Consider the following 25498-nt stretch of genomic DNA (forward strand, 5'->3'; position numbering starts at 1 on the left):
ACAACGCTCACGGAGATAGACGATGACCTTTTCACTGCGCCGCCTCGCCCTGGCTACCGGCTGCCTGCTGCTGGCCGGCAATGCCCTCGCCGCCGAACCCAAACGCCCCGAATGCATCGCCCCGGCCTCGCCCGGCGGCGGTTTCGACCTGACCTGCAAACTGGTGCAAAGCGCCCTTGTGCAGGAAAAGATCCTCAGCAAACCAATGCGCGTCACCTACATGCCAGGCGGTGTCGGCGCAGTGGCCTACAACGCCGTGGTAGCGCAGCGCCCGGGCGATGCCGGCACGCTGGTGGCGTGGTCCAGCGGCTCCTTGCTCAACCTGGCCCAGGGCAAGTTCGGCCGCTTCGACGAAAATGCCGTGAAATGGCTGGCGGCGGTCGGCACCAGCTACGGCGCCATCGCCGTGAAAAGCGATTCGCCCTACAAGACCCTCGATGACCTGGTCGCGGCGCTGAAGAAAGACCCGAGCAAGGTGGTGATCGGCTCCGGTGGCACCGTCGGCAGTCAGGACTGGATGCAGACTGCCCTGATCGCCAAGGCCGCCGGCATCAACCCCCGCGACCTGCGCTACGTGGCCCTGGAAGGGGGCGGTGAAATCGCCACCGCGCTGCTAGGTGGCCACATCCAGGTCGGCTCCACCGACATCTCCGACTCCATGCCACACATCCAGAGCGGCAACATGCGCATCCTCGCCGTGTTCTCGGAAAACCGCCTGGACGAGCCGGAGATGAAAGACATCCCCACCGCCAAGGAACAGGGTTACGACATCGTCTGGCCGGTGGTGCGCGGTTTCTACCTTGGGCCGAAAGTGAGCGATGAAGAGTACGCCTGGTGGAAGGACTCCTTCGACAAGATGCTTGCTTCTGAAGACTTCGCCAAGCTGCGTGACCAGCGCGAGCTGTTCCCGTTCGCCATGACAGGTGACGAACTGGACGGCTATGTGAAGAAGCAAGTGGCGGACTACAAGGCACTGGCCAAGGAATTCGGCCTGGTTCAGTAAGCCTGGGTGCCGATACTGGCCCCATCGCCGGCAAGCCGGCTCCCACAGTTACAGCGTTGCTCACACCGTGGGAGCCGGCTTGCCGGCGAATAGGCCTTTACGGCCACTGCAACCTCAATGAGGATTCCCAATGATCCTGCAACGTATCTTCGCCCTGGCTCTGCTGGCGCTGTGCGCCGCCCTGGCCGTGATGGCCTGGCCCTACCAGGCGGCCTTTTCCTACGAACCGGTCGGCCCACGTGCCTACCCGCTGTTGATGCTTGGCCTGATGAGCCTGGGCCTGCTCTATCTCGCCATACGCCCCACGCCCATCGTGCACAAGGACGACGAGCCTGCGCTGGACCGCGCAACCCTGACCAAGATTGCCGCCTGCGTCGGCCTGCTGCTGCTCTTCGCCAGCACCTTTGAAGCCTTGGGCTTCATCCTCAGCGCCATCTTGGTTGGCATCCCTATGGCCCGCTTGTACGGCGGCCGCTGGTTACGCAGCACCCTGGTGGTGGTGGGCATGAGCCTGTTCCTCTACTGGCTGTTCGACCGCGTGATGGATGTGCCCCTGCCCCTCGGCCTGCTGAGCGTACTGGAGAACTGACAGATGGATACCTTGAGCTACCTGGGCCAGGGCTTCGGCGTCGCCCTGAGCCCCTACAACCTGGTTACCGCCCTTTCGGGCACCCTCATCGGCACCGTGGTCGGCCTGCTGCCGGGGCTGGGCCCGATCAACGGCGTGGCGCTGCTGATCCCGATCGCCTTCGCCCTTGGCCTGCCCCCAGAGTCGGCACTGATCCTGTTGGCAGCGGTGTACCTGGGCTGTGAATACGGCGGGCGGATCAGTTCGATCCTGCTGAATATCCCGGGCGAGGCCTCGACCGTGATGACCACCCTCGACGGCTACCCGATGGCCCGCAACGGCCTGGCTGGCGTTGCCCTGTCGCTGTCGGCGTGGAGTTCGTTCATTGGCGCACTCATCGCCACCTGCGGCATGGTGCTGTTCGCCCCGCTGCTGGCGAAATGGGCGATTGCCTTCGGGCCGGCGGAGTACTTCGTGCTGATGGTGTTCGCAATCGTTGCTTTGGGCGGCATGGCCGGGGACAAACCGCTGAAGACCTTCATCGCCGCACTGATCGGCCTGTTCCTGTCAGCGGTCGGTATCGACGCCAACAGCGGCGTATACCGCTTCACCGGTGATAGCGTGCATCTGGCCGACGGTATCCAGTTCGTTGTGCTGGTGCTGGGCCTGTTCTCGATCAGCGAAATCCTGCTGCTGCTGGAGAAGACTCATCATGGGCATCAAGCGGTCAAGGCCACAGGGCGCATGCTGTTCAACTTCAAGGAAGCGGCCTCGGTGTTCGTCGTCAACATCCGCTGCGGCCTGCTTGGGTTCATCATGGGCGTGCTGCCAGGTGCGGGAGCGACCTTGGCCAGCGCCGTGGCCTACATGAGCGAGAAGCGCATCGCTGGGGAAAGCGGCAAGTTCGGCAAGGGCGATGCCCGTGGCCTGGCTGCCCCGGAAACAGCCATCGGCGCATCCTGCTGCGGCGCGCTGGTACCGATGCTGACCTTGGGTGTTCCCGGGTCGGGCACCACGGCGGTGATGATCGGTGCACTGACCCTGTACAACATCACCCCCGGCCCCCTGCTGTTCGAACAGCAACCTGACATTGTCTGGGGGCTGATCGCTTCGCTGTTCGTCGCCAACATCATGCTGGTGATCCTGAACATCCCGATGATCCGCATCTTCACCCGCATCCTCGCCGTGCCGAACTGGGCGCTGGTGCCGGTAATCGCGATCATCACCGCGATCGGTGTATACGCGGTGCACGCCACCACCTTCGACCTGTTCCTGATGGTCGGCATCGGCATCATGGGCTACATCCTGCGCAAGCTGGACTTCCCGCTGTCGCCTATCCTGCTCGGCTTCATCCTGGGCGGCCTGATGGAGCAGAACCTGCGCCGTGCGCTGTCGATTTCCAATGGCGAGCTGGGCATTCTGTGGTCGAGCTCGATCAGCATGGGCATCTGGGTACTGGTGGTGTGCATGCTCTGCCTGCCGCTGCTGCGTATCTGGCGCAAACGTAGCCTGCAGCGTCGGGCGATGGCCGATGCCTGATCGGTCGTTGCCGCTGTACTGGGCGACAGGGCTGGTCGGCCTGGCGGGCGGGTATCTCGCCAGCCAGGTCGGCTGGCCCTTGCCCTGGATGGTCGGCTCATTGCTGGCGATCATCCTGGTGCGCTGCCTGACGCCCTGGCAGCTTTCGGAAATCCCCAATGGCCGCAAGTGCGGCCAATGCATCATCGGCCTGGGTATTGGCCTGCACTTCACCCCAGCGGTGATCGAGCAGGTCGCCAGCCATTTCGTGCTGATCTTCTTTGCCGCACTGCTGACCACCGTTTCCAGCGTGGTTGGCGTGTGGCTGCTGCGGCGTACCGGCGAAGACCGTGCCACGGCATTTTTTGCCAGCATGCCCGGTGGTTCCGGTGAGATGGTCAACCTCGGCGCGCGTAACGGCGCGGTGCTCAGCCAGGTGGCGGCGGCGCAAAGCCTGCGTGTGCTGGTGGTGGTGCTGTGCGTACCGGCGCTGTTCAAGTTCCTGATCGGTGACGGTGTACCGCTCAATCATGCCGGCAGCGTGAGCTGGGGCTGGCTGGCGCTGATCGCACCGCTGGGTGTAGCGGTCGGTTTCGCCTGGCAGCGCTTGCGCCAGCCTAACCCCTGGCTGTTCGGGCCACTGCTGGTGGCCGCCACGCTAAGCCTGGCGGGCAACTTGCAGATCGCCCTGCCCGACGGTGCCAGCCAGATCGGCCAATGGCTGATCGGGAGTGGCCTGGCCTGCCACTTCAATCGCGCATTCTTCCGCCGTGCTCCATCGTTCTTGCTGCGCACGTTGCTCGCCACGGCGCTGTGCATGCTGATCGCGGGCACTGCCGCCTGGGGGTTGAGCGTGATGACTGCGCTGGATCTGCGCTCGCTGACGCTGGGCATGATGCCGGGCGGCATTGCCGAGATGAGCCTGACCGCAGAGACATTGCAGCTGTCGGTGCCGTTGGTGACGGCGTTGCAGGTGATGCGCTTGCTGTTCGTGCTGTTTCTGGCCGAACCGCTGTTCAGATGCTGGGTGAAAGGCCAGCACTGAAAGCTTTGCAGGTGATCGCCGGCAAGCCGGCCACTGAGCACCGGCTCGCCCCTTAAAGCGGCGGTAACGCCCAGTTGATCGGCGCCAGGCCACGCTGTTCGAGGAAGCCGTTGGTCCGGCTGAAATGCCCACAACCCAAGAACCCGCGGTACGCAGACAGTGGCGACGGGTGCACCGATTTGAGCACCAGGTGCTTGGTGCCATCGATCAGTTTCTGCTTGCTCTGGGCATGCGCGCCCCACAGCAGGAACACCACATTCGGGCACTGCTCGCTGACCACCTGGATGACCCGGTCGGTAAAGAATTCCCAGCCTTTCTTGGCATGCGAAGCGGCATTGGCGCGTTCGACGGTCATGGTGGTATTGAGCAGCAGCACACCCTGCTCCGCCCAGCTCTGCAGGTAACCATGGCTGGCGATGGGAATGTTCAGGTCGCGCTGCAGCTCCTTGTAGATGTTGACCAGCGACGGCGGCGTCGGCACACCCGGCTGCACCGAGAAGCACAGGCCGTGTGCCTGGCCCGGGCCGTGATACGGGTCCTGGCCGAGAATGACGACTTTCACCTGCTCCAGCGGGGTGGAGTTGAGCGCATTGAAGATCATCGGGCCTGGCGGGTAGATTTCCTTGCCGGCGGCGTACTCCTGGCGCAGAAACTCACGCAGTTGGTGCATGTAGGGCTGATCGAACTCGGCACGCAGGGCGTTTTTCCAGCCGGGTTCAAGTTTGATGCGATCGTCGTCAGTCATGAGGCCATCCGTAAACAATGGCGCGACACTAGGTAAGCCATCCCCCCTTGTCAATCGGTCTGACCTATGGCCTGCATGATCGCCCAGGCAGGCCATACTTGAGCGATGACTTGAACGAGGTAGTCCATGGCCATTCATTGCGAGGTACTCACCGGCGCCGATGGCGCCCGCATCGGCATTGCCACACTGGATGCGCCCAAGGCGCTCAATGCCCTGAACCTGCCGATGATCGAAGTGCTCGGCGAATACCTGCAAGACTGGGCCCGCGACCCGGGCGTTGTCTGTGTATTGCTGCGTGGCAACGGCGCCAAGGCATTCTGCGCCGGCGGCGATGTACGGGCTCTGGCCCAGGCCTGCCGCGACCACCCCGGCAGCGTGCCACCGCTGGCTGCCACGTTCTTTGCCGCCGAATACCGCCTCGACTATCTCCTGCACACCTACCCCAAGCCGGTGCTGTGCTGGGGCCACGGCCATGTGCTGGGGGGCGGCATGGGGCTGTTGCAGGGGGCGGGGATACGCATAGTCACGCCTAGCAGCCGCCTGGCAATGCCAGAAATCAGCATTGGCCTCTACCCCGACGTGGGCGCCAGCTGGTTTCTTGCGCGCCTGCCGGGCAAGCTCGGGCTGTTTCTGGGGCTCACCGGCGCCCCCATCAATGCCCGGGACGCCATCGACCTGGGCCTGGCGGACCGATTCTTTGGCGAGCATCAACAGGAAGGGCTTATCGAAGAATTGTTGCAACTGAACTGGCAAGAGCAGACCGACCTGCAGCTGAACAGCCTGCTCAAGGCCGAACAGCACCGCGCCTATGCCGAACTGCCGGAGGCGCAATGGCTGCCCCGGCGCCAGGTGATCGATGCGCTGCTCGATGTTGCCGACCCGGCGGCCGCGTGGCGTGCACTGGAGGGGCTCAAGCAGCATAACGACCCATTGTTGGCTGATGCAGGCCAACGCCTGCAGGAGGGCTGCCCGCTCACGGCGCACCTGGTCTGGGAACAGATCCGTCGGGCCCGACACCTGTCATTGGCCCAGGTATTCCAGATGGAATACAGCATGAGCCTCAATTGCTGCCGTCACCCCGAATTCAGCGAAGGCGTGCGCGCCCGCCTGCTGGACAAGGACAACCACCCACGCTGGCACTGGCCGGATGTTGCGCAAGTGCCGGCGGCCGTGGTCGAAGCCCATTTTGTGAAGGTATGGGAGGGGCGCCACCCGTTGGCCGATCTTGCCTGACCTGGGCCGTTCCGCGCACCCCCGTCAACCTTCACCGTCGCCAGTTGCGATCACCACTGCGCCCACCACCGGGACGGCGGTCACCATCACCCCGTCCATTGGAGTGCCAACGGTCGTTCTGGTACCGCCGGCTGTCGTTGCGGTAATCATGCCGGTCACGATCACGGCCGTAGTCATAACGCTGGCGGTTGCCGTAGTCGTGACGCGGGTTGCCATGCCACTGCTTCATCCCCGGCTGCGGGTGCGGACGGTATTGCGGCACGGGCGCAGGCCGGTAGTAACGCGGTGCCGGCTGGTAGTAATAGCGCGGTTGGGGGGCTACGTAATAGCGGTCATGGCGGTAATAACCCGGCGAGGCATACCGGTCAGCGGTGTAGTAATCCGTACGATAATAACGGCCTCCCTCGTGGTAAGGCACGCAGGCGGTTGTCATCAGGCCCAACAGGGCGATCAACAGAATTCGATAGGACATGGCGGCCTCCTGGACCGCTGGGGTGCCCGTACAGCGGCGCTGCCGAGCGTCGAAGCCAAAGCGAACATCGACAATGATTGAGACATTGTCGCCATCGTGCAGTGCCATTTGCGCAATAATTTGAAATAGCTTGGATACCCCAATAAACCTGCAGTCTTTTTCCGGCCATATCACTAGAATGAGCACCTCGACGATGCAAGCAGGCCGGCCGCAACCGTGCCTGCATTGAACACCCCGGACTAGTGTATGAATGACAGCCAGCACTGCCCTGCCTGCGGCGCCCTCAACCAATGCACCCTGGCCGACCCGCGCACTGCGCCAGCAGCCTGCTGGTGCTACGCCGTGAACATCGACCCCGCAGTTCTGAAGGCCCTGCCAACCGAGCTGCGCGACAAATCCTGCCTCTGCCCGCGCTGCGCCGCAGGGGCAGGTCTGCCCGAGAACGCGCCCGCCCAGGTCGAGGCAGAAAAGCGCTAGACTGCGCGCCACTCCCCTCGACGTCCTTGATGCCATGCGCCTTGACCGCTTCCTCGCCAACCTGCCCAGCTATAGCCGCCAGCAAGTACGCCTGCTGCTGGTACAGCGCCGCGTGCGGGTGGATGGCGAAACGGTAGCCGACCCACGGGCTGAAGTCCGCGAATTCAGCCGTATCGAGGTGGATGATCAACTACTCCAGACGGGGCGCCCGGCGCGCTACCTGATGCTGCACAAACCGGCCGGCTGCGTCAGCGCCACGCACGACCCACAGCACCGCACCGTACTCGATTTGCTGCCTGCGCCGTTGCGCGAGGACCTGCACATTGCCGGGCGGCTCGACTACAACACCACCGGGCTGATGATCCTGACCAACGACGGCCAATGGTCGCGGCGCCTGACCCAGCCGGCGACCAAGCTGCCCAAGCACTACCTGGTGGAAACGGAAGATGAAATCGGCGCGCATTACGTCGACAAGTTTCGCACAGGCTTCTACTTCGCCTTCGAAGACCTGACCACCCTCCCCGCGCAACTGGACATCCTTGGCCCGCGCACGGCGAGGCTGGCCATCATTGAAGGGCGTTATCACCAGGTCAAGCGCATGTTCGGCTACTTCGACAACAAGGTTGTAGGGTTGCACCGGGAAACCATGGGCGCGATCCAGCTCGATCCAGGGTTGGCGCCGGGTGAATTCCGGGCACTCACGGCTACGGAAATCGCCTCGGTCTAGGCCGCTTCAGGCACTGTCCGGACGTCATACGACCGCCCGGCGACAAAAGTCACAATTTCACCCAGCCGGCACTTGCGTGATCCTCAACCCACTGCTTGACTCCTAACTTGTCGGTCCGTGCGTGACTCGCCAGTCACACCGCGCGCCAGACACCTTTTTGCCGGCTACCCAAGGCCACGATGCCTTGGAGCACGGCAAATTGCCCGCCAAAAACAATACCGTCGACACGTGTGCCAAGGATCGACACAGGGCCCCGGTAATTCCTTCAGGCAAATGCCTACCTGTCATAAAGAACGTGCACCCTAGGTGACGCGAACACCCTTTTTGCGCCAGGAGTCGATGACATGAGGCCAGAAATCGCTGTACTTGATATCCAAGGTCAGTATCGGGTTTACACGGAGTTCCATCGCGCGGATGCAGCCGAGAAGACGATCATCCTGATCAATGGCTCACTGGCCACCACGGCTTCGTTCGCCCAGACGGTGCGTAACCTGCACCCACAATTCAACGTCGTGCTGTACGACCAGCCCTACTCCGGCAAGTCCAAGGCACATAACCGCCAGGAACGCCTGATCAGCAAGGAAGACGAGGCGCATATCCTGCTTGAGCTGATCGAGCACTTCCAGGCCGACCACGTGATGTCGTTCTCCTGGGGCGGTGCCTGCACCCTGCTGGCGCTGGCGCACCAGCCTCGCATGGTGAAAAAGGCGGTGGTCAGCTCGTTCTCACCGGTGATCAACGAACCGATGCGCGACTACCTGAACCGTGGTTGCCAGTACCTGGCTGCCTGCGATCGCTACCAGGTCGGCAACCTGGTCAACGACACCATTGGCAAGCACCTGCCATCGCTGTTCAAGCGCTTCAACTACCGGCACGTCAGCAGCCTGGACAGCCACGAGTATGCGCAGATGCACTTCCACATCAACCAGGTGCTGCAGCATGACCTGGAACGGGCACTGCGAGGCGCGCGCAACATCGACATCCCGGTGCTGTTCATCAACGGCGACCGTGACGAGTACACCACCGCAGAAGACGCTCGCCAGTTCGGCAACCATGTCGGCAAGAGCCACTTCACGGTGATCCGTGATGCCGGGCACTTCCTGGACATGGAGAACAAGACGGCCTGCGAAGCCACACGCAGCGCGTTGCTCGGCTTCCTCAAGCCGACCGTGCGCCAGGCCCGGGCACGCACCCCGTACAACGCCAGCCAAGAGCAGCATGCATGGGCCATCTGAGTGCATCGGCGCCCTGTAGCCATGGCCTGCAGGCTATGGGCGCCGACAGCTTTTTTTCACCGGTTTATAACGAGGGCTTCTAATTCCAGGCAGGTTCTGGTAAAAAGTCGGGCGCAGACGCGGGTATAGTTTAATGGTAGAACAGTAGCTTCCCAAGCTTCCGACGAGGGTTCGATTCCCTCTACCCGCTCCACACCGCATTACCGCATGGCGTTCAACCAGCGTCATCGCTGCCCCTGAGGCGAAGATCATCCGCAAGTCGATCTGCTTGCCGCCTTCAACAGCTCAGTACCCCAGCCTTTTCAGCAAACCTGGCTCACTTTCAGCCGGGCGATCATAAAAGCGCAGTAGCGCACCCGCCCTGTTGGTAAAGATCCCATCCACCCCTGCCTTCATGCTTGCGGCGAAGTCCTGCGCGTCATCGAGCGTATAGACGTGCACCAGCAGCCCGCGCTCATGGCTGGCCTGGTTCATCCATGGCTGAATGAGATCGGCATAGCTCTGTTCGCCCAGCTTGCTGCGCTTGGCAGAAGGCCCGGTACCGATCGCACCGCCCTGCTTGGCGAAGTCCAGCCAGCGCAGGAACTCAGCCCGGCTCTTCGGTTGCTGGCGTGCATAAAAAGCGGCCTTGTCGCTTTCGCCTGAATCCGCCAAATCTTGCCCCGAGGCCGGTGCTATGGCCTTGGTACCCACCCACAGCAGCAGAATCTTCGGTACCTGCGGCATCGCCTCGTGCAGCAACGCCAGGCTGTTGCGATCGAATGTCTGCAGCACCACGCGCCCAGGCCGATCGAGCCAGCCACGGGCCTCCAAGCGCTCTTTGAGCTGCCGTTCAATGCCTGGAAACTGGCTGGGAACCTTGGTCTCGATATACAAACCGGGCTGGCGCTGCGGGTTGCCTTCGGCAATATCGATGACTTCGTCAAGGGTAAGGATCGACAGTTTGGCGAACGATGCCCTGGCACGTGCCGGGTAGGCGATGTTGAACCAGCTGCCGGCGTTCAGCGACCTGAGCTCGGCGAGGCTGAAGGCACTGACCGGGCTGTGTTTGCGCTCGGGGAAACGCTCGGCTACATCGCTGGTACGTGACAGCTCATCGTCGTGGACCACGACCAGCACGCCGTCGCGCGTGCGCTGCAGGTCCAGTTCCAGGTAGTCGGCGCCCAACTCGCGGGCCAACAGGTAGGCAGGCCTGGTGGATTCCGGTGCGTCGTAAGAGGCGCCGCGGTGAGCGATCACGGCCGGGTATGGTATGCCGTGGGCTGCGGCGAGGGCTTTGCCGTCCGTTGCCAAGGCCACTGAGGCCGGCCCCAGTGCTGCCAAGGCCAGCATCCCGATCAAACACTTGCGCATGTGAAGTCCTCTTTCATTCTGCGAACCTTGTCGTGGCTGTAGCGCAACCCTCGCACACATTGCATGACATGCTAAAGTCGCCCCCGTTTCCCGCTCCAGCGAATGGACCCATCATGCCCGCACTAGACGCCCACCTCGCCACTTGGCAGGAACTCGCCCAACGCCACCCCTGCGATGCCCTGCTACTGGGCAACGGCGCCAGCCGCGTGCTGTGGAAATCATTCGGCTATTTCTCACTGTTCGAGGAGGCCCAGCGCGCCGGCCGCAAGAAAGGCCTGGCAATCAGCGACCAGGCCTTGTTCAAGTCCCTGGGCACTGAATTGTTCGAGCCGGTGCTGAGCACGCTGAACCAGACTGTGCGCGCCAACGCCGCCCTGGCGATCAACTCCACCGCGCCGCTGAACCGCTACTACTCGATCAAGGAAGCGCTGATCCACGCCGTGCGTACCGTGCACCTGCCATGGCCAAAGATGCCAGCGACAACCCTGGCATCGATCAACCAAGCCTTGCGCGGCTACCGCAGTGTCTATACCAGCAACTACGACCTGATCCTGCCTTGGGCAGTGCAGCACGCACCCCAGGGCTTCGCCACGCTGTTCGATGAGCAAGGCTTCTTCGACGTACGCCGCACCCGCAGCGAAGGGACGCGCGTGCTGCATTTGCACGGCGGCCTGCACCTGCTCAAGCTGCCCGACGGTACCACCCGTCAGCGCAGCGCCGAAAGCGCCGAGCTGCTGGACGGCTTTGCCGTGAACATTCCGGGTGAAGTACCGCTGTTCGTCAACGAAGACCGCAGTGACGAAAAACTGCGCGCCATCCGCAACTCGGATTACCTGGCCTGGTGCCTGGGCCAGTTGGCCCAGGAAAACCAGGGGCTATGCCTGTTCGGGCAGCACCTGGACAGCAGTGACCAGCACTTGCTCGAAGCGATTCGCCAGGCGCGGCCGCGCCATCTTTCGATTGCCATACGGCCATTGAGCGAGGCTTCGGTGGTCAATCAGAAGCAGCACTTTGTGGACCGCTTTGGTGATCTGGCGGGGACAGCGCTGCATTTCTTTGATGCGGGTACGCATCCGTTGGGGTTGGCGGAGTACGCGATAAAGATGCCAGTGCATGCAGAACACTGACAGGCGCTCGGGGACGAGCGCCACAGCCGACTTACGCTGAGATGGGGGGAATCAACCCGTCGTTGCGCAACAACGTCTCCAGGCAATGCTCCTGCACCCCATAAAACGCTTTCAGTTGCGCAATCTTTTCCAGCAGCGCTTGCGCCGCTACGGGCTGCTTGCGCTTCACCGCAAGAATCATCTTGTTCTTGTTGGTGTGCTCAAGCGAGATGAACTCGAACACCTTGGTCTCGTAACCACAGGCTTCCAGATACAGCGCGCGCAAGCTGTCGGTGAGCATCTCGGCCTGCTGCCCCAGATGCAGGCCGTATTGCAGCATCGGCTGCAGCAAGCCCGGGCTGTGCAGTTGCGGGCGAATCTGCTTGTGACAGCACGGCGAGCACATGATGATCGCGGCGTTGCAACGGATTCCGGTGTGGATCGCGTAATCGGTGGCAATGTCGCAGGCATGCAGGGCGATCATCACCTCGATGGCCTCGGGTACTACGCTGCGCACGTCACCGCATTGAAACTCCAGGCCCGGATGCTCCAGACGCGAAGCCGCTGCATTGCACAAATCGACCATGTCCTGACGCAGCTCCACCCCAGTCACCTGGGCTGCGCGGCCCAGGCTGTTGCTCAGGTAGTCGTGCATGGCGAAGGTCAGGTAGCCCTTGCCTGAGCCAAAGTCGGCCACCCGCAGCACCTGGTCAGCCGGCACCGGCGCATTGGCCAGTGCGTGATCGAACACTTCAACGAACTTGTTGATCTGCTTCCACTTGCGCGACATGGACGGGATCAGCGCACCCTGTGCGTCGGTCACGCCCAGATCGCGCAGGAAGGGCCGCGACAGTTCCAGGTAACGCTTCTTCTCGCGGTCGTGGCCCGTGCTGGCAGCAGCCTCGCGCGGCGCCTGGGCACCGTGGCGCTGGAGCATCGGCTTGCCCTTTTTGCTGAAGGTCAGTTGCACTTCGCCGTCGGCGTCGAACAGGTGGGCGTTGCGAAAGCTCTGCCCCAGCAGGTCGGCGATCAGTGCCTGGGCCTGGTCCAGCGGCACGTTGCGGGTGATGTCGCGGGTCTGGTGGCGGTAGACCAACGAAAGGTTGGACTGCCCTTTTACCTGCACCGGCTTGGCGATGATCCGCTGTAGGGTCTGGTCGGCGCCGACATGGCGCGCCAGCACCAGTTTGACCAGGGTATTGCCGTGCAAGGCAGCGCTCAGCAGGTCGAGAAACTGGGCGCGCGCGTCCGGCGCGATAGAAGCGGAAGTACTGGCAGACATGGAAAACAGGTGCCTCGGATAGCGGTGAGCGCGTTGCGCAATGCCGCGCATTCTACGTTGATGCCTGGCTCAGGCGAAGGTTTTCGCGATGGGCGTGGTTCACTCTAGAATCACCAGACGGTTCGGCAGCTCGTTGCGTGCGTGGGTGCGTGGCACGTGCTCGCACAGCCGTTCACCGCAGGCCTCGATGCACTCGACAAACCCCTGCAAGGTACGGCCCTGGCGCACCTGTTCGGCGAAGCGGGCACCGATCACCGCACGCGAGTGTGCATCGAGGTGGCAATCGATACCTTGATCGACCAGGATCTCCACATGCAGCTCCGCCTCGGCCACGAAGATCAGCACCCCGGCCCCCTTGGCCGTGCAATGCAGTTTCTGCTCGCGAAACTGTTGCCGGGCCAGGCGCGATGCCTGCCAGCGGCGCAGCGCAGGGGGGACCAACCAGGCGTTCAGGCGTGGGGTACGTAGCAGCGCACAAAGGCCGATGAACAGCAGCAGGTTGGCCACCAGCAGCCCGTGCCCAACGGGCCAGCCCAGCAGCAGCTGCAAAAGGCCAGGCACCACCAGCGCCAGCACGGCGGCCCAAAACAGTGGAAGGTAGGCGTAATCATCGGCACGCCGGGCCAGCACGGTCACCAGCTCGGCATCGGTGCGCCGTTCCACGCGCGCGATGGCCTCAGCGATCTGGCGCTGCTCGTATTCGTCGAGGGAAGTCATGCCTTCGGTCTCTGATCGTTTTTATAGTTGTTGTCCCGGCACTCGGGTGATCCTCAGCGAGCGCCATAATCAGGCATAATCCGCCGCTGGAATTAATGCCGGTGAATCGTACAACAATAGCCGCCTGAAAACTTCGGCCGCGCGCGTATCACCGTGGATACGGCACAGGCCTCGACAACGGAATTCATGATGAAACTGTCTTTGCTGGGCCTGGCCTTGGGCCTTGCCAGCCAGGCGGCCCTTGCCGCCCCCACCGCCCCGCCCCTGCAGGACAAGCAGGCATTCATCGAGCATCTGATCAGCCAGATGACCGAGGCTGAAAAGATCGGCCAGCTGCGCCTGATCAGCATCGGCCCGGAGATGCCACGCGACAAGATCCGCGAAGAAATCGCCGCAGGCCGTATCGGCGGTACCTTCAACTCGCGCACTGCCCCCGAGAACCGGCCCATGCAGGACGCCGCCATGCGCAGCCGCCTGAAGATTCCGATGTTCTTCGCCTACGACACCATCCACGGCGAGCGCACCATTTTCCCGATCGGCCTGGGGCTGGCTGCCACCTGGGACATGGACGCCATCGCCAAGGTCGGCCGCACCTCGGCCATCGAAGCCGCCGCCGACGCCCTGGACATGACCTTTGCACCCATGGTCGACATCGCCCGCGACCCTCGCTGGGGCCGCACCAGCGAGGGTTTCGGTGAGGACACCTACCTGACCTCGAGGATCGGCCAGGCGATGGTCCGCTCGTTCCAGGGCAGCAGCCCGGCCAACCCGGACAGCATCATGGCCATCGTCAAGCACTTCGCCCTGTATGGCGCGGTGGAAGGCGGGCGCGACTACAACACGGTCGATATGAGCCTGCCGAAGATGTACAACGACTACCTGCCGCCCTACCGCGCCGCGCTCGACGCCGGTGCCGGCGGGGTAATGGTGGCGCTGAACTCGATCAACGGCGTGCCGGCCACCTCCAATACCTGGCTGATGAACGACCTGCTGCGCAAGGAGTGGGGCTTCAAGGGCGTGACCATCAGTGACCACGGTGCCATCCAGGAACTGATCCGCCACGGCGTCGCCCACGATGGTCGCGAAGCGGCCAAGCTGGCGATCAAGGCTGGCATCGACATGAGCATGAACGACACCCTGTATGGCGAAGAGCTGCCAGGGCTGCTCAAGTCAGGCGAGGTGACCCAGGCCGAACTGGACCAGGCCGTGCGCGAAGTACTGGGCGCCAAGTATGAAATGGGCCTGTTCAAAGACCCATACGTGCGGATCGGCAAGGCCGAAACCGACCTGAAGGATTACTACGGCGAAGACCGCCTGCACCGTGACGCCGCGCGCGACGTGGCGCGCCGCAGCCTGGTGCTGCTGGAAAACCGCAAGCAGACCCTGCCGCTGAAAAAAGCCGGCACCATTGCCTTGGTCGGCCCGCTGGCCGATGCGCCGATCGACATGATGGGCAGCTGGGCTGCCGACGGCAAACCGATGCACTCGGTCACCGTGCGCGAAGGCCTGCGCCGCGCCGTCGAGGGCAAGGCCAAGCTGGTCTATGCCAAAGGTTCCAACGTTACCGGCGACAAGGCGATCGTCGATTACTTGAACTTTCTCAACTTCGATGCCCCGGAAATCGTTGACGATCCGCGCCCGGCCGCTGTGCTGATCGATGAAGCGGTCAAAGCAGCGAAGCAATCCGATGTGGTGGTGGCGGTGGTGGGCGAGTCCCGCGGCATGTCCCACGAGTCGTCCAGCCGCACCACCCTGGAGATCCCGGCCAGCCAGCGCGAGCTGATCAAGGCCCTGAAAGCCACTGGCAAGCCGCTGGTACTGGTGCTGATGAACGGCCGGCCGCTGTCGATCGCCTGGGAACGCGAACAGGCCGATGCCATCCTGGAAACCTGGTTCGCTGGCACCGAGGGCGGCAATGCCATCGCCGACGTGCTGTTCGGTGACTACAACCCTTCGGGCAAGCTGGCCATCACCTTCCCGCGTTCGGTCGGGCAGATCCCGATGTACTACAACCACACGCGCATTGGCCGCCCGTTCACCCCAGGCAAGCCGGGCAACTACACCTCACAGTACTTCGAAGAGCCAAACGGCCCGCTGTACCCGTTCGGTTACGGCTTGAGCTACAGCACCTTCGAGCTGTCGGGGCTGAACCTGTCGCACAAGGACCTCAAGCGTGGCGACACGCTGGAGGCCAAGGTGACGGTGAAGAACACCGGCAAGGTGGATGGCGAGACCGTGGTCCAGTTGTACCTGCAGGACGTAGCAGCATCCATGAGCCGCCCGGTGAAGGAGCTTAAAAACTTCCAGAAAGTGATGCTCAAGGCCGGTGAGTCGCGGACCTTGGCCTTCCGCATAAGCGAAGAAGACCTGAAGTTCTTCAATGGGCAGCTGCAGCGGGTGGCTGAACCTGGCGCTTTCAATGTCCAGGTCGGGCTGGACTCAGAGGCCGTGCAGCAGAAGAGCTTCGAACTGCTGTAACCGGTCTGCAAGCATTACCGTCCTGTCGCCGGTTTGACGGCGATAGGACGGTACTGACAACTCCTTCATCCGGACCCGCCCCATGCCATTTTCCTTTCGCGCCCTGCGTTTGGGGCTGATCACCCTGCTGATCCTGGCCGGCACCGCGCTCAGTGCGGGCTGGGCCATGCAGCAGGCCAAGCGTCAAGCCATGGAGGATGACGCCCGCCGCGCCAGCCAACAGTTGGGGCTGTACGCCACGTCGCTGCATACCCTGATCGAACGCTATCGCGCCCTGCCCGCCGTCCTGGCGCTGGACCCGGAACTGATCCAGGCACTGCGCGGCCCGATCAGCGAGCAGGTACAGGACGCACTCAACCGCAAGCTCGAACGAATAAATGGTGCAGCCAATTCCTCCACCCTGGAGCTGCTCGACCACACCGGGCTGGCCGTGGCGGCCAGCAACTGGCGCTTGCCCACCACCTACGTAGGTTCCAACTACGGCTTTCGTCCGTATTTCAAGCAAACCCGCAGCCAGGGCAGCGGCCGCTTCTATGCCGTGGGCGTGACCAGCGGCGTGCCGGGGTATTTCCTGTCCAGTGCAGTCACCGACGAACAAGGGCGCTTTCTCGGGGCCATGGTGGTGAAACTGGAGTTTCCCGAACTTGAACGCGAGTGGCGCCAGGGCAGCGACATCCTGCTGGTCAGCGATGCACGCGGCATCACCTTCATCGCCAACCAGGACGGCTGGCGTTACCGCGAGCTGCAACCGCTCAGCGGGCCCGATCGGGCAGAGCTGGCCGAGACCCGCCAGTACGACAAGCAACCGCTGGTACCGCTGCAGCATCAGGTGCTGACCCGCTTCGCCAGCAACAGCACCCTCAGCCGCGTGCAGGGGCCTGATGGGCCTGCCGAGTACCTGTGGGAAAGCTTGCCGCTGGAAAGTGAAGACTGGACCTTGCACCTGTTGCGCAAACCACAACTGGCCGCTGATGGCCGTAATGCAGCCCTGGGCGCAGCTGCCGCGTGGCTGAGCCTGGTGTTCGCTGCACTGTTCGTCAGCCAGCGCCTGCGCCTGGCCCGCTTGCGCCGGCGCAGCCGTGAAGAGCTCAAGCGCCAGGTCGAAGAGCGCACCCGCGAGCTGCGTACCGCCCAGGAGGGCCTGGTGCAGTCGGCCAAACTGGCCGCACTGGGGCAGATGTCAGCCGCCATGGCCCACGAGATCAACCAGCCGCTGACGACCCAGCGCATGCAACTGGAAACCCTGCGCCTGCTGCTCGATCACGGCCGCTACGACGAGGCACGCCAGGCCCTGGAGCCGCTGGAGCAGATGCTCACGCGCATGGCCGCGCTCACCAGCCACCTGAAAACCTTCGCCCGTAACAGCCCGGTCGGCCTGCGCGAGCGGCTGGACCTGGCGACCGTTGTCGATCAGGCCCTGCACCTGCTGGACACACGCATCCGCAGCGACGAGGTCGAAGTGGCCCTCTACCTGGCGCGCCCGGCATGGGTGCGCGGTGATGCGATCCGCCTGGAGCAAGTGTTGATCAACCTGCTGCGCAACGCCCTCGACGCCATGGCCGACAAACGTTACAAACGCCTGGAAATCCGCATCGAACCCGAGCACGATCAATGGCGATTGAGCGTGCTCGACTCTGGCGGCGGGATTGCCGAGACCGACCTGGCCAGGGTGTTTGACCCCTTCTTCACCACCAAACCGGTGGGTGAAGGGCTTGGCCTGGGCCTGGCGATTTCCTATGGCATCATCCATGAAGCCGGCGGCCAGTTGCAGGCCGAAAACCTGCCAGGCGGTGCGCGCCTGAGCCTTACCCTGCCCCGCGACCTGGAGCCTGCATGTTGAATTCAGTGATCGTTGTCGATGATGAAGCCAGTATTCGCAGCGCCGTCGAGCAATGGTTGAACCTGTCCGGTTTCAACGTGCAGTTGTTCGCCCGCGCCGAGGACTGCCTGGCTCAGTTGCCCTGTCATTTTCCAGGGGTTGTCATCAGTGACGTGCGCATGCCGGGCATGGGCGGCTTGCAGCTGCTCGAGCGCCTGCAGGCCGATGATCCGGACCTGCCGGTCATTCTTCTGACCGGGCATGGCGATGTGCCGATGGCGGTCGAGGCCATGCGCAACGGCGCCTACGATTTCCTGGAAAAACCCTTCACGCCACAGCACCTGCTCGGGAGCCTGCGCCGCGCGCTGGAGAAGCGCCAGCTGGTGCTGGAGAACCGCCGCCTGCATGAGCAGGCAGACCTCAAGTCGCGCCTGGAATCCACGCTTCTGGGTATGTCCCAAGGCCTGCAGCAATTGCGTCGGCAGGTGCTGGACCTGGCCAGCCTGCCGGTCAATGTGCTGATTCGCGGCGAAACCGGGAGTGGCAAGGAGCGCGTGGCGCGCTGCCTGCACGACTTCGGCCCGCGTGCAGGCAAGCCCTTCGTGGCGCTCAACTGTGCAGCCATCCCTGAGTCGCTGTTCGAAGCCGAACTGTTCGGCCACGAAAGCGGTGCCTTTACCGGCGCCCAAGGCAAGCGCATCGGCAAGCTCGAATATGCCAACGGCGGCACGGTGTTTCTCGATGAAATCGAGAGCATGCCATTGGCCCAGCAGGCCAAGCTGCTGCGGGTGATCCAGGAGCAGAAGCTGGAAAGGCTGGGGGCCAATCAGAGCATCAGCGTCGACCTGCGAATTATCGCCGCAACCAAGCCCGACCTGCTCGAAGAGGCACGCGCCGGGCGTTTTCGCGAAGACCTGGCCTATCGCCTGAATGTCGCCGAACTGCGCCTGGCACCGTTGCGCGAGCGGCGCGAGGACATCCCGCTGCTGTTCGAACACTTCGCCCACGCTGCAGCCCAGAAGCTCGGCCGCTCAGCCCCGCCGTTGTCGGGTACGCAACTGGCGCAGCTGCTGTCACATGACTGGCCGGGCAACGTGCGGGAACTGGCCAATGCCGCCGAACGCCACGCGCTGGGCTTGGGTTCGCCGAGCCTTGACAGCTTGCCTGCAGGCCAATCCCTGGTAGAGCAGATGGAGGCGTTCGAGGCGCAATGTCTGCGTGTGGCGTTGCGCTTGCACAAGGGTGAGATCAAGGGCGTGATGCAAGACTTGCAACTGCCCAGGCGCACCCTCAACGAAAAAATGCAGCGCCATGGGCTGGTACGCGAGGATTTCGTCGTGCGGGAATGAGCGGAAATCCGCCTATTGGTTAATCTCAATAAGCAAAAATCCGCTTACTTTTACTCTTTTTCCTAAGCCTGCCCTGCAGTTCATCACGTGCAGGCGCAGGCCGATGCAAACCGCGGCCGGCCAGCGGCAGCGCGGCTTCCATGCAAGCTGCAGCTCCGTGAACGGCGCCACGCGCCCTCAAATGAATCACCACGCACCCGTTTGGCACACCTTCTGCAATCTCGCTGGCAAGCTGCGCTTCGGCGCGCTCCACAAAAACAACGAGAAGGTATCCCTGATGGATAACGCCACCTCCCTGCCAACCGGGGCAGCCGTCGCGCCCGCCGCAGAAAGAACCACCGCCAGCCGCCTCAAGTCGATTTTCAGCGGTTCCATCGGCAACATGGTCGAATGGTACGACTGGTACGTCTACGCCGCATTCTCGCTGTATTTCGCCAAGGCCTTCTTCCCGGCCGGCGATTCCACCGCACAACTGCTCAACACCGCCGCGATTTTCGCCGTGGGCTTCCTCATGCGCCCGATCGGTGGCTGGCTGATGGGCCTGTACGCCGACCGCAAGGGGCGCAAGGCCGCGCTGATGGCCTCGGTTCTGCTCATGTGCGCCGGCTCTCTGGTCATCGCCCTGACCCCGGGTTACGAAACCATCGGCGTCGCCGCCCCGGTCCTGCTGGTCATCGCCCGCCTGCTGCAAGGCCTGTCGGTAGGGGGTGAATACGGCACCTCGGCCACCTACCTCAGCGAAATGGCCAGCAAGGAGCGCCGTGGTTTCTTCTCCAGCTTCCAGTACGTGACCCTGATCTCCGGTCAGCTCATCGCCCTGGCGGTGCTGATCGTTCTGCAGCAGACGCTGACCACCGAGCAACTGTATGCCTGGGGCTGGCGCGTACCGTTCGTGATTGGCGCGCTCTGCGCGGTGGTCGCGCTGTACCTGCGCCGCGGCATGGAAGAAACCGCCTCATTCACCAAGAAGGAAAAGGCCAAGGAAAGCCTGATGCGCACCCTGATGCGCCACCCCAAGGAACTGATGACCGTGGTCGGCCTGACCATGGGCGGTACTTTGGCCTTCTACACCTACACCACCTACATGCAGAAATACCTGGTCAACACCGTTGGCATGAGCATCAGTGACTCGACCACCATTTCGGCGGCCACACTGTTCCTGTTCATGTGCCTGCAGCCGATCATCGGCGGCCTCTCGGACAAGATCGGCCGTCGCCCGATCCTGATCGCCTTCGGCGTACTGGGCACCCTGTTCACCGTACCGATCCTCAGCACTCTGCACACCATTGAGTCCTGGTGGGGCGCGTTCTTCCTGATCATGGCTGCGTTGATCATCGTCAGCGGTTACACCTCGATCAATGCCGTGGTCAAAGCCGAACTGTTCCCGACCGAGATCCGCGCCCTGGGTGTTGGCCTGCCTTACGCCCTGACCGTCTCGATCTTCGGCGGCACCGCAGAATACGTAGCCCTGTGGTTCAAGAGCGCCGGGATGGAGAGCGGTTTCTACTGGTACGTCACGGCGTGCATCGCTTGTTCGCTGTTGGTGTACGCGACCATGAAGGACACCAAGCAGCATTCGCGGATTACGACTGACTGACAGTGACCCTGCGGTTTGAAAAGGGGCGCCCCAGTAACTGGGCGCCCCTTTTTTTGGTTGCTCGCAAAGCCTTTGTGATGTCGCTGGTTGCATGGTTTGAGGGTTCTGGCGCCCTTGACACTCACCCGACAGCCCACCAAATCCCCGCCTTAACCCCGAATTAATACCGCTGCTGCATCCTGCGTAGGCTGGAGAGCCCAATTGCACTGCGCAACGCATCCCTGGCGTTGCCGGGCCGTACCCAGTGCGAAGTGACAATCGGTGCGCCCAAAATGATCTGATAATTCGATTATTTAACGCCAATTTTTGCGCTTTTTAATCAAATTAATCGGCGTAGCATTGGACCCATAGAAACAAACAACCTCTTGAACCCAACGGAGCAACGACCATGAAAAACAAACTGATCCTCACCCTGGCCCTCTCGGTTTTCGCCACTGGCGCCTTCGCCGAAGATGGCTTCGAGCGCACCAACGCCCACAGCTTCGCAGCGGCCCAGAGCCAAGCGGCCACTTACGCTGAAGACGGTTTCGACCGCACTGGTGCACAACGCTTCGCCGAAGACGGCTTCGACCGCACTGGCGCACAACGCTTCGCCGAAGACGGTTTCGACCGCACTGGCGCACAACGCTTCGCCGAAGACGGCTTCGACCGCACCAACGCCCACCGCATCAGCTGATCCCTGATGCGTGCAACCAGCCCGGCCTCGGTCGGGCTTGATCATTTCCAGGCGGGCACAAGCTTGGCACACTAGGCGCCTCGTCCCCTCTGGAGGTAGGGCCACAGGCCCGACAGATGTACTACTACGAACCCGCCAAAGGCCACGGCCTGCCCCACGACCCGTTCAATGCCATCGTAGGCCCACGCCCGATCGGCTGGATCTCATCCCAGGACCGCGAAGGCCGTTTGAACCTCGCCCCCTACAGTTTCTTCAACGCCTTCAACTACATCCCACCGATCATCGGTTTCTGCAGCGTCGGGCGCAAAGACAGCCTGAACAATATCGAGCAGACCGGTGAGTTCGTCTGGAACCTGGCCACCCGCCCGCTGGCCGAAGCCATGAACCAGAGCTGCGCAGCCGTACCGGCAGAGGTGAACGAGTTCGACTTGAGCGGGTTGACGGCAACCCCGTCGAGCCTGGTGAAGGTGCCCCGCGTGGGCGAAACCCCGGTGGCTTTCGAATGCAAGGTGAGCCAGATCGTCCAGCTCAAGCGGGCCGACCAGGAACATGTGCCGAGCTGGCTGATCCTCGGCGAGGTGGTGGCGGTGCATATCGCTGAGCACCTGCTCAAGGACGGTATCTACGATACCGCGGCCGCCGAGCCGATCTTGCGAGGCGGTGGCCCGGCGGACTACTTCGAGCTGGGCAACCTGTTCAAGATGAGAAGGCCGCAGGCCTGATCACCAGACCAACTCGCCTTCTTCACCAACGCCCTTGAGGCGTTCGAGTTCGGCGCAGGCGGCCTCATCGGCCGCCATGGCGCTCTTGAACACCTGGCCATCGAGCACCTTGTGAAAGCGCGGCGCACCGCCCATGCCCAGCGCCTTGACCGCGATAGCGGCGTTGTAGCCGCCGCCTTCCACCGGGACCATCGCCGAAACCGCTTCGAAATGCGGGAATTCTTTACGTGCCATGTTGCAATCCGCGTCGTTGATCGAGGGGCGGCATTTTACCCTGCGCGGCATGGCATTCAACCGAAGGTATGCAGATCCAGGCTGCTGACCACCTGGGCCTGCACCAGTTCGCCAAACACCTGCAAGGTCGGCGACTCGAAATAACCTGTCATCGCCTGTTGGTCACGCCAGCTCCCACTGAGCAGCCAAAGATCGGCATCGGCCTGCGAACGCTGTACGGTAAAGCTCAGGCAGCCAGGCGCGCTCAGCGAAGGCTCAAGCAGGTCCCGCAGGCGCGCGCCGAGCTCCGCCGAACGACCGCTGCTGGCACGGATGAAAGCCAAATGGGTGACCGGTTGTAGAAGGGCCATTGCACGATCTCCTTGGAGCAGACGGACGGGAAAACCAGGCTGCCAAGGTTAGTGGCGCGCTCGCGCGGCGCGTTAGGCCATTACTGCACGTCGATTGCCTGATCCTGCCGCACGGCAGGATCAGGCAATCGACGTGCAGCTTTGGACTAGCGCCCGCCATTGCCCAAACCTATGCTGCGTCGGTCAGCAGAGGAAAGCCATCATGACCACCGCCCCGTCCATTGATCCGACCCTGGAAGTGCAGCGCCAGGAACTGGCCGAGCTGATCGGGCGCCATGCCGGCGAAGCCCACGGCCCCGCGTCGGCCATCGATGATCTGTACCTGGTGCGCTACACCGAGAACGTGCGCTCGGTGCCAACCCTGGCCCAGCCTGCCCTGTGCGTCCTCGCCCAAGGCAGCAAAAGCCTGTTTCTGGGCGACGAGCAGTATGCCTACGACCCGCTGCATTACATGGTGGTGTCGGTGACCCTGCCGCTCAGCGGTGCCAAGCTCGATGCCAGCCCGGAAAACCCCAGCCTGGGCCTGCGTCTGGACCTTGACCCGGCCGAGATCAGCCAGTTGATTGCCGAAAGCGGGCCGATGCTGGTGCCCAATCTGCCCTCAGGTCGCGGCCTCTATGTGGAAAGGACAGATCCGCAACTGCTCGACGCACTGCTGCGCCTGATTCGCCTGCTGGACGCCCCGCGGGACATTGCCATGCTGGCGCCGCTGATCCGGCGGGAAATCCTCTATCGCCTGTTGCGCGGCCCTCAGGGTTACCGCCTGTATGAAATTGCCCTGGCCAACAGCCAGACGCACCGGGTGTGCCAAGCCATCACCTGGCTCAATCAGAATTACCAGCAACCGCTGCGCATCGAGGACCTGGCTCGGGAGGTCAACCTCAGCACGTCAACCTTGCACCACAGGTTCAAAGCCGTGACCTCCATGAGCCCCTTGCAGTACCAGAAGCAGTTGCGCCTGCAGGAGGCCCGCCGGCTAATGCTCAACGATGGCCTCGAGGCAGCGGTGGCGGGTTATCGGGTGGGTTATGAAAGCCCATCACAGTTCAGCCGCGAGTACAGCCGGCTGTATGGCGCGCCGCCGATCCGGGATGTGGCGCGCTTGCGGGCCAGTGCCGGGTAATAGAGTGCACAATCAGCCTTCTACCACCGCCTGCCACTGGTTCTGATCGACCTGGATCAACGTCGGCCCCTTACGCTCCACCGCCCGCCCCAGGGCCGCCTGCAACTGCTGCACATCGCCAACCTGTTCCGCTTCAGCCCCCAACGCACGTGCCACGCCGATGAAATCCGGGGTATGGATATCGACCCCTACCGGCTCGATGGCACGATTGACCATGTATTTCTTGATCTCTTCATAGCCCTGGTTATTCCACAGCAGCACGATCAACGGCACCTGCGCCTCCACCGCACTGGCCAGCTCCGGCAGGGTGAACTGCAGCCCACCGTCCCCGATCAGGCACACTGCCGGGGCACGCGTGGCCGGTTGCTCGGCGCTGCCCAGCCACGCCCCCATCGCCGCCGGCAGTGCATAACCCAAGGTGCCGTAACCGGTCGAGGCATTGAACCAGCGGCGTGGCTGATCCATATCCAGGGTCAGGTTGCCGGTGTACACAGGTTGAGTCGAATCGCCCACCAGGATGGCGTTGGGCAAGCGTTCCAGAATGCTGGTCAGCAGGCGGGTCTGGCTCAGGGTTGGCTGGTCCCAGGTAGCGTTCAGTGACGTGCGCAGGCGCTGCGCGCGTGCCGCCCCCCACGTGCCATCGCGGGCAGGCTGGGGCAGGTCGTGCAAGGCATCGAGCAATGCCTGTGCTGCCAGCTCGGCATCGGCGACCAGCGCCAGCTCCGGCAGGTAATTGCGCACGGTCTGGTCCGGATCGATGTCGATGCGCAGCAGTGCGCCGGGGATTTCAAAGCCGCCCTTGAACGTCACGTCGTAGTCGGTTTCAGCCAGTTCGGTACCAATCGCCAGCACTACATCAGCCTCAGCCACCAGCGCGCGGGTGGCGACCAGCGACTGGGTCGACCCGATCTGCAACGGATGGTCAGAGGGCAGCAGGCCCTTTGCATTGATGGTCAGAGCCACAGGGGCCTGCAGGTACTCGGCCATGCGCGCAAGCGCAGGGCCAGCAGCCAAAGCACCGCCGCCTGCCAGGATCAAAGGCTTGCGCGCCTTGGCCAGGCGTTCGGCCATCAGTGCCACAGCCTGCGGCGCGGCGCCCGCGCGGCTACTGCGTACAGGGCGGCCCGGTAGCAGATGGTCAGCAGGCTCGACCAGCACGTCCAGCGGAATCTCGATATGCACCGGACGCGGCCGGGCGCCATCGAACACGGCAAACGCGCGCGCCAGTACCTGTGGCAAGTCATCAGCGCTCATCAAGGTTTGCGAGAAGGCGGCCACCCCAGCCACCAGGGCGCTTTGGTTGGGCAGCTCGTGCAGCTTGCCACGGCCACCACCCAGCTGGCTGCGCGATTGCACGCTGGAAATCACCAGCATCGGGATCGAATCGGCGTAGGCCTGGCCCATCGCGGTGGTGATGTTGGTCATCCCAGGGCCGGTGATGATGAAACATACACCCGGCTTGCCACGCGTACGCGCATAGCCGTCAGCCATGAACCCGGCGCCTTGCTCATGACGCGGTGTGATATGGCGGATGGACGAGCCCGCCAACCCTCGGTAGAGCTCCACTGTATGTACGCCGGGGATGCCGAAGACATGGTCTACGCCATAGCCTTCGAGGAGTTTGACCAGTACTTCGCCGCAGGTAGCCATCGCGTTTCACCTTGGATCT

General features: G+C 63.0%; 24 protein-coding genes and 1 tRNA gene. 17 read left to right on the forward strand and 8 right to left on the reverse strand.

Annotation, left to right across the window (positions count from 1 at the left end):
* Window positions 1-22 precede the first annotated feature (22 nt).
* From NGJ21_RS07155 to NGJ21_RS07170, 4 genes are all read left to right on the forward strand, one after another.
* A complete protein-coding gene (locus tag NGJ21_RS07155; RefSeq protein ID WP_012312979.1) occupies window positions 23-1003 on the forward strand; it encodes a Bug family tripartite tricarboxylate transporter substrate binding protein in 981 nt (326 codons plus the stop codon).
* Window positions 1004-1133: 130 nt separating this feature from the next.
* Window positions 1134-1592 (forward strand): tripartite tricarboxylate transporter TctB family protein, encoded by a 459-nt coding sequence (locus NGJ21_RS07160; RefSeq protein WP_251961973.1) that lies wholly within the window; start codon window positions 1134-1136, stop codon window positions 1590-1592.
* A 3-nt stretch (window positions 1593-1595) separates the two neighbouring features.
* Window positions 1596-3110 carry a tripartite tricarboxylate transporter permease gene (locus tag NGJ21_RS07165; protein ID WP_115273689.1) on the forward strand — a complete coding sequence of 505 codons (1515 nt, stop codon included), beginning with the start codon at window positions 1596-1598 and terminating at the stop codon, window positions 3108-3110.
* Window positions 3103-4134, forward strand: coding sequence for an AbrB family transcriptional regulator (locus tag NGJ21_RS07170; protein ID WP_115273688.1), 1032 nt, complete (start codon window positions 3103-3105; stop codon window positions 4132-4134). Before NGJ21_RS07165 ends, NGJ21_RS07170 begins: the two co-directional genes overlap by 8 nt.
* Before the next feature lie 52 nt (window positions 4135-4186).
* Here NGJ21_RS07170 and ung read toward each other — a convergent pair whose 3' ends face one another.
* Window positions 4187-4879 (reverse strand): uracil-DNA glycosylase, encoded by a 693-nt coding sequence (ung, locus tag NGJ21_RS07175; RefSeq protein WP_046784937.1) that lies wholly within the window; start codon window positions 4877-4879, stop codon window positions 4187-4189.
* Between the two features lie 126 nt (window positions 4880-5005).
* Here ung and dspII point away from each other — a divergent pair, with 126 nt between their 5' ends.
* Window positions 5006-6112, forward strand: a complete 1107-nt coding sequence (dspII, locus tag NGJ21_RS07180; protein WP_115273686.1) for an enoyl-CoA hydratase/isomerase DspII — start codon at window positions 5006-5008, stop codon at window positions 6110-6112.
* Between the two features lie 31 nt (window positions 6113-6143).
* Here the strand turns inward: dspII and NGJ21_RS07185 are convergent, their stop codons facing one another.
* Window positions 6144-6584, reverse strand: coding sequence for a hypothetical protein (locus NGJ21_RS07185; RefSeq protein ID WP_115275482.1), 441 nt, complete (start codon window positions 6582-6584; stop codon window positions 6144-6146).
* Between the two features lie 246 nt (window positions 6585-6830).
* On the opposite strand from NGJ21_RS07185, the gene NGJ21_RS07190 reads away from it, so the two are divergent.
* From NGJ21_RS07190 to NGJ21_RS07205, 4 genes are all read left to right on the forward strand, one after another.
* A complete protein-coding gene (locus tag NGJ21_RS07190) occupies window positions 6831-7061 on the forward strand; it encodes a cysteine-rich CWC family protein (RefSeq protein WP_046784935.1) in 231 nt (76 codons plus the stop codon).
* 34 nt (window positions 7062-7095) lie between these two features.
* Window positions 7096-7788 (forward strand): pseudouridine synthase, encoded by a 693-nt coding sequence (locus tag NGJ21_RS07195; RefSeq protein ID WP_115273685.1) that lies wholly within the window; start codon window positions 7096-7098, stop codon window positions 7786-7788.
* Between the two features lie 344 nt (window positions 7789-8132).
* Entirely contained in the window at window positions 8133-9023 is an 891-nt protein-coding gene (locus tag NGJ21_RS07200) for an alpha/beta fold hydrolase (RefSeq protein WP_046784933.1), read from the forward strand.
* 119 nt (window positions 9024-9142) lie between these two features.
* A tRNA-Gly gene (locus tag NGJ21_RS07205) sits at window positions 9143-9216 on the forward strand.
* 92 nt (window positions 9217-9308) lie between these two features.
* Here the strand turns inward: NGJ21_RS07205 and NGJ21_RS07210 are convergent.
* The gene (locus NGJ21_RS07210) at window positions 9309-10376 is read right to left on the reverse strand and encodes a glycerophosphodiester phosphodiesterase (protein WP_502943493.1); all 1068 of its coding nucleotides are present in this window, start codon (window positions 10374-10376) and stop codon (window positions 9309-9311) included.
* A gap of 113 nt (window positions 10377-10489) precedes the next feature.
* Here NGJ21_RS07210 and NGJ21_RS07215 point away from each other — a divergent pair, with 113 nt between their 5' ends.
* Complete coding sequence (locus tag NGJ21_RS07215) at window positions 10490-11503, forward strand: DUF4917 family protein (RefSeq protein WP_046784932.1); 1014 nt, start codon at window positions 10490-10492, stop codon at window positions 11501-11503.
* Window positions 11504-11534: 31 nt separating this feature from the next.
* Here NGJ21_RS07215 and NGJ21_RS07220 read toward each other — a convergent pair whose 3' ends face one another.
* On the reverse strand, window positions 11535-12764 hold the full coding sequence (locus tag NGJ21_RS07220; RefSeq protein WP_119689123.1) for a class I SAM-dependent methyltransferase: 1230 nt from the start codon (window positions 12762-12764) through the stop codon (window positions 11535-11537).
* 99 nt (window positions 12765-12863) lie between these two features.
* Entirely contained in the window at window positions 12864-13481 is a 618-nt protein-coding gene (locus NGJ21_RS07225) for a TPM domain-containing protein (protein WP_046784931.1), read from the reverse strand.
* A gap of 186 nt (window positions 13482-13667) precedes the next feature.
* Here NGJ21_RS07225 and bglX point away from each other — a divergent pair, with 186 nt between their 5' ends.
* The 6 genes from bglX (at window position 13668) to NGJ21_RS07255 (ending at window position 22122) form a co-directional block, all read left to right on the forward strand.
* Window positions 13668-15959 (forward strand): beta-glucosidase BglX, encoded by a 2292-nt coding sequence (bglX, locus tag NGJ21_RS07230; RefSeq protein WP_125924249.1) that lies wholly within the window; start codon window positions 13668-13670, stop codon window positions 15957-15959.
* A gap of 82 nt (window positions 15960-16041) precedes the next feature.
* A complete protein-coding gene (locus tag NGJ21_RS07235; protein WP_251961974.1) occupies window positions 16042-17799 on the forward strand; it encodes an ATP-binding protein in 1758 nt (585 codons plus the stop codon).
* Window positions 17793-19127 carry a two-component system response regulator MifR gene (gene mifR / locus NGJ21_RS07240; protein ID WP_046784929.1) on the forward strand — a complete coding sequence of 445 codons (1335 nt, stop codon included), beginning with the start codon at window positions 17793-17795 and terminating at the stop codon, window positions 19125-19127. The genes NGJ21_RS07235 and mifR overlap by 7 nt, the downstream gene beginning before the upstream one ends.
* 277 nt (window positions 19128-19404) lie before the next feature.
* Window positions 19405-20724 carry an MFS transporter gene (locus NGJ21_RS07245; protein WP_046784965.1) on the forward strand — a complete coding sequence of 440 codons (1320 nt, stop codon included), beginning with the start codon at window positions 19405-19407 and terminating at the stop codon, window positions 20722-20724.
* A 388-nt stretch (window positions 20725-21112) separates the two neighbouring features.
* Complete coding sequence (locus NGJ21_RS07250) at window positions 21113-21400, forward strand: hypothetical protein (protein ID WP_115273681.1); 288 nt, start codon at window positions 21113-21115, stop codon at window positions 21398-21400.
* A 116-nt stretch (window positions 21401-21516) separates the two neighbouring features.
* Window positions 21517-22122: a flavin reductase family protein gene (locus tag NGJ21_RS07255; RefSeq protein ID WP_125924252.1), complete on the forward strand. Its 606-nt coding sequence runs from the start codon at window positions 21517-21519 to the stop codon at window positions 22120-22122.
* On the opposite strand, the gene NGJ21_RS07260 is transcribed toward NGJ21_RS07255, so the two are convergent.
* Together NGJ21_RS07260 and NGJ21_RS07265 are read right to left on the reverse strand one after the other, a co-directional pair.
* Entirely contained in the window at window positions 22123-22356 is a 234-nt protein-coding gene (locus tag NGJ21_RS07260; RefSeq protein ID WP_115275480.1) for a hypothetical protein, read from the reverse strand.
* Window positions 22357-22412: 56 nt separating this feature from the next.
* The gene (locus NGJ21_RS07265) at window positions 22413-22706 is read right to left on the reverse strand and encodes a putative quinol monooxygenase (protein ID WP_012312958.1); all 294 of its coding nucleotides are present in this window, start codon (window positions 22704-22706) and stop codon (window positions 22413-22415) included.
* 202 nt (window positions 22707-22908) lie between these two features.
* Here NGJ21_RS07265 and NGJ21_RS07270 point away from each other — a divergent pair, with 202 nt between their 5' ends.
* Window positions 22909-23829, forward strand: coding sequence for an AraC family transcriptional regulator (locus tag NGJ21_RS07270; RefSeq protein ID WP_039604874.1), 921 nt, complete (start codon window positions 22909-22911; stop codon window positions 23827-23829).
* 12 nt (window positions 23830-23841) lie between these two features.
* Here NGJ21_RS07270 and NGJ21_RS07275 read toward each other — a convergent pair whose 3' ends face one another.
* The gene (locus NGJ21_RS07275; protein ID WP_125924253.1) at window positions 23842-25479 is read right to left on the reverse strand and encodes a 5-guanidino-2-oxopentanoate decarboxylase; all 1638 of its coding nucleotides are present in this window, start codon (window positions 25477-25479) and stop codon (window positions 23842-23844) included.
* Between the last annotated feature and the right edge of the window lie 19 nt (window positions 25480-25498).

The organism is Pseudomonas sp. Marseille-Q5299, from assembly GCF_943737035.1.
GTDB classification, from domain to species: Bacteria; Pseudomonadota; Gammaproteobacteria; order Pseudomonadales; family Pseudomonadaceae; genus Aquipseudomonas; species Aquipseudomonas putida_E.

Bases quoted from the DNA above. Each gene is read 5' to 3' on its own strand.
- NGJ21_RS07235 (WP_251961974.1), top strand. From the start codon at position 16,042: ATGCCATTTTCCTTTCGCGCCCTGCGTTTGGGGCTGATCACCCTGCTG.
- NGJ21_RS07165 (WP_115273689.1), top strand. From the start codon at position 1,596: ATGGATACCTTGAGCTACCTGGGCCAGGGCTTCGGCGTCGCCCTGAGC.
- NGJ21_RS07195 (WP_115273685.1), top strand. From the start codon at position 7,096: ATGCGCCTTGACCGCTTCCTCGCCAACCTGCCCAGCTATAGCCGCCAG.
- NGJ21_RS07275 (WP_125924253.1), bottom strand. From the start codon at position 25,479: ATGGCTACCTGCGGCGAAGTACTGGTCAAACTCCTCGAAGGCTATGGC.
- NGJ21_RS07215 (WP_046784932.1), top strand. From the start codon at position 10,490: ATGCCCGCACTAGACGCCCACCTCGCCACTTGGCAGGAACTCGCCCAA.
- NGJ21_RS07200 (WP_046784933.1), top strand. From the start codon at position 8,133: ATGAGGCCAGAAATCGCTGTACTTGATATCCAAGGTCAGTATCGGGTT.
- NGJ21_RS07210 (WP_502943493.1), bottom strand. From the start codon at position 10,376: ATGCGCAAGTGTTTGATCGGGATGCTGGCCTTGGCAGCACTGGGGCCG.
- NGJ21_RS07260 (WP_115275480.1), bottom strand. From the start codon at position 22,356: ATGGCACGTAAAGAATTCCCGCATTTCGAAGCGGTTTCGGCGATGGTC.
- NGJ21_RS07250 (WP_115273681.1), top strand. From the start codon at position 21,113: ATGAAAAACAAACTGATCCTCACCCTGGCCCTCTCGGTTTTCGCCACT.
- NGJ21_RS07220 (WP_119689123.1), bottom strand. From the start codon at position 12,764: ATGTCTGCCAGTACTTCCGCTTCTATCGCGCCGGACGCGCGCGCCCAG.
- NGJ21_RS07160 (WP_251961973.1), top strand. From the start codon at position 1,134: ATGATCCTGCAACGTATCTTCGCCCTGGCTCTGCTGGCGCTGTGCGCC.
- NGJ21_RS07265 (WP_012312958.1), bottom strand. From the start codon at position 22,706: ATGGCCCTTCTACAACCGGTCACCCATTTGGCTTTCATCCGTGCCAGC.
- NGJ21_RS07155 (WP_012312979.1), top strand. From the start codon at position 23: ATGACCTTTTCACTGCGCCGCCTCGCCCTGGCTACCGGCTGCCTGCTG.
- NGJ21_RS07225 (WP_046784931.1), bottom strand. From the start codon at position 13,481: ATGACTTCCCTCGACGAATACGAGCAGCGCCAGATCGCTGAGGCCATC.
- NGJ21_RS07245 (WP_046784965.1), top strand. From the start codon at position 19,405: ATGGATAACGCCACCTCCCTGCCAACCGGGGCAGCCGTCGCGCCCGCC.
- dspII (WP_115273686.1), top strand. From the start codon at position 5,006: ATGGCCATTCATTGCGAGGTACTCACCGGCGCCGATGGCGCCCGCATC.
- ung (WP_046784937.1), bottom strand. From the start codon at position 4,879: ATGACTGACGACGATCGCATCAAACTTGAACCCGGCTGGAAAAACGCC.
- NGJ21_RS07270 (WP_039604874.1), top strand. From the start codon at position 22,909: ATGACCACCGCCCCGTCCATTGATCCGACCCTGGAAGTGCAGCGCCAG.
- NGJ21_RS07185 (WP_115275482.1), bottom strand. From the start codon at position 6,584: ATGTCCTATCGAATTCTGTTGATCGCCCTGTTGGGCCTGATGACAACC.
- NGJ21_RS07190 (WP_046784935.1), top strand. From the start codon at position 6,831: ATGAATGACAGCCAGCACTGCCCTGCCTGCGGCGCCCTCAACCAATGC.
- bglX (WP_125924249.1), top strand. From the start codon at position 13,668: ATGATGAAACTGTCTTTGCTGGGCCTGGCCTTGGGCCTTGCCAGCCAG.
- NGJ21_RS07170 (WP_115273688.1), top strand. From the start codon at position 3,103: ATGCCTGATCGGTCGTTGCCGCTGTACTGGGCGACAGGGCTGGTCGGC.
- mifR (WP_046784929.1), top strand. From the start codon at position 17,793: ATGTTGAATTCAGTGATCGTTGTCGATGATGAAGCCAGTATTCGCAGC.
- NGJ21_RS07255 (WP_125924252.1), top strand. From the start codon at position 21,517: ATGTACTACTACGAACCCGCCAAAGGCCACGGCCTGCCCCACGACCCG.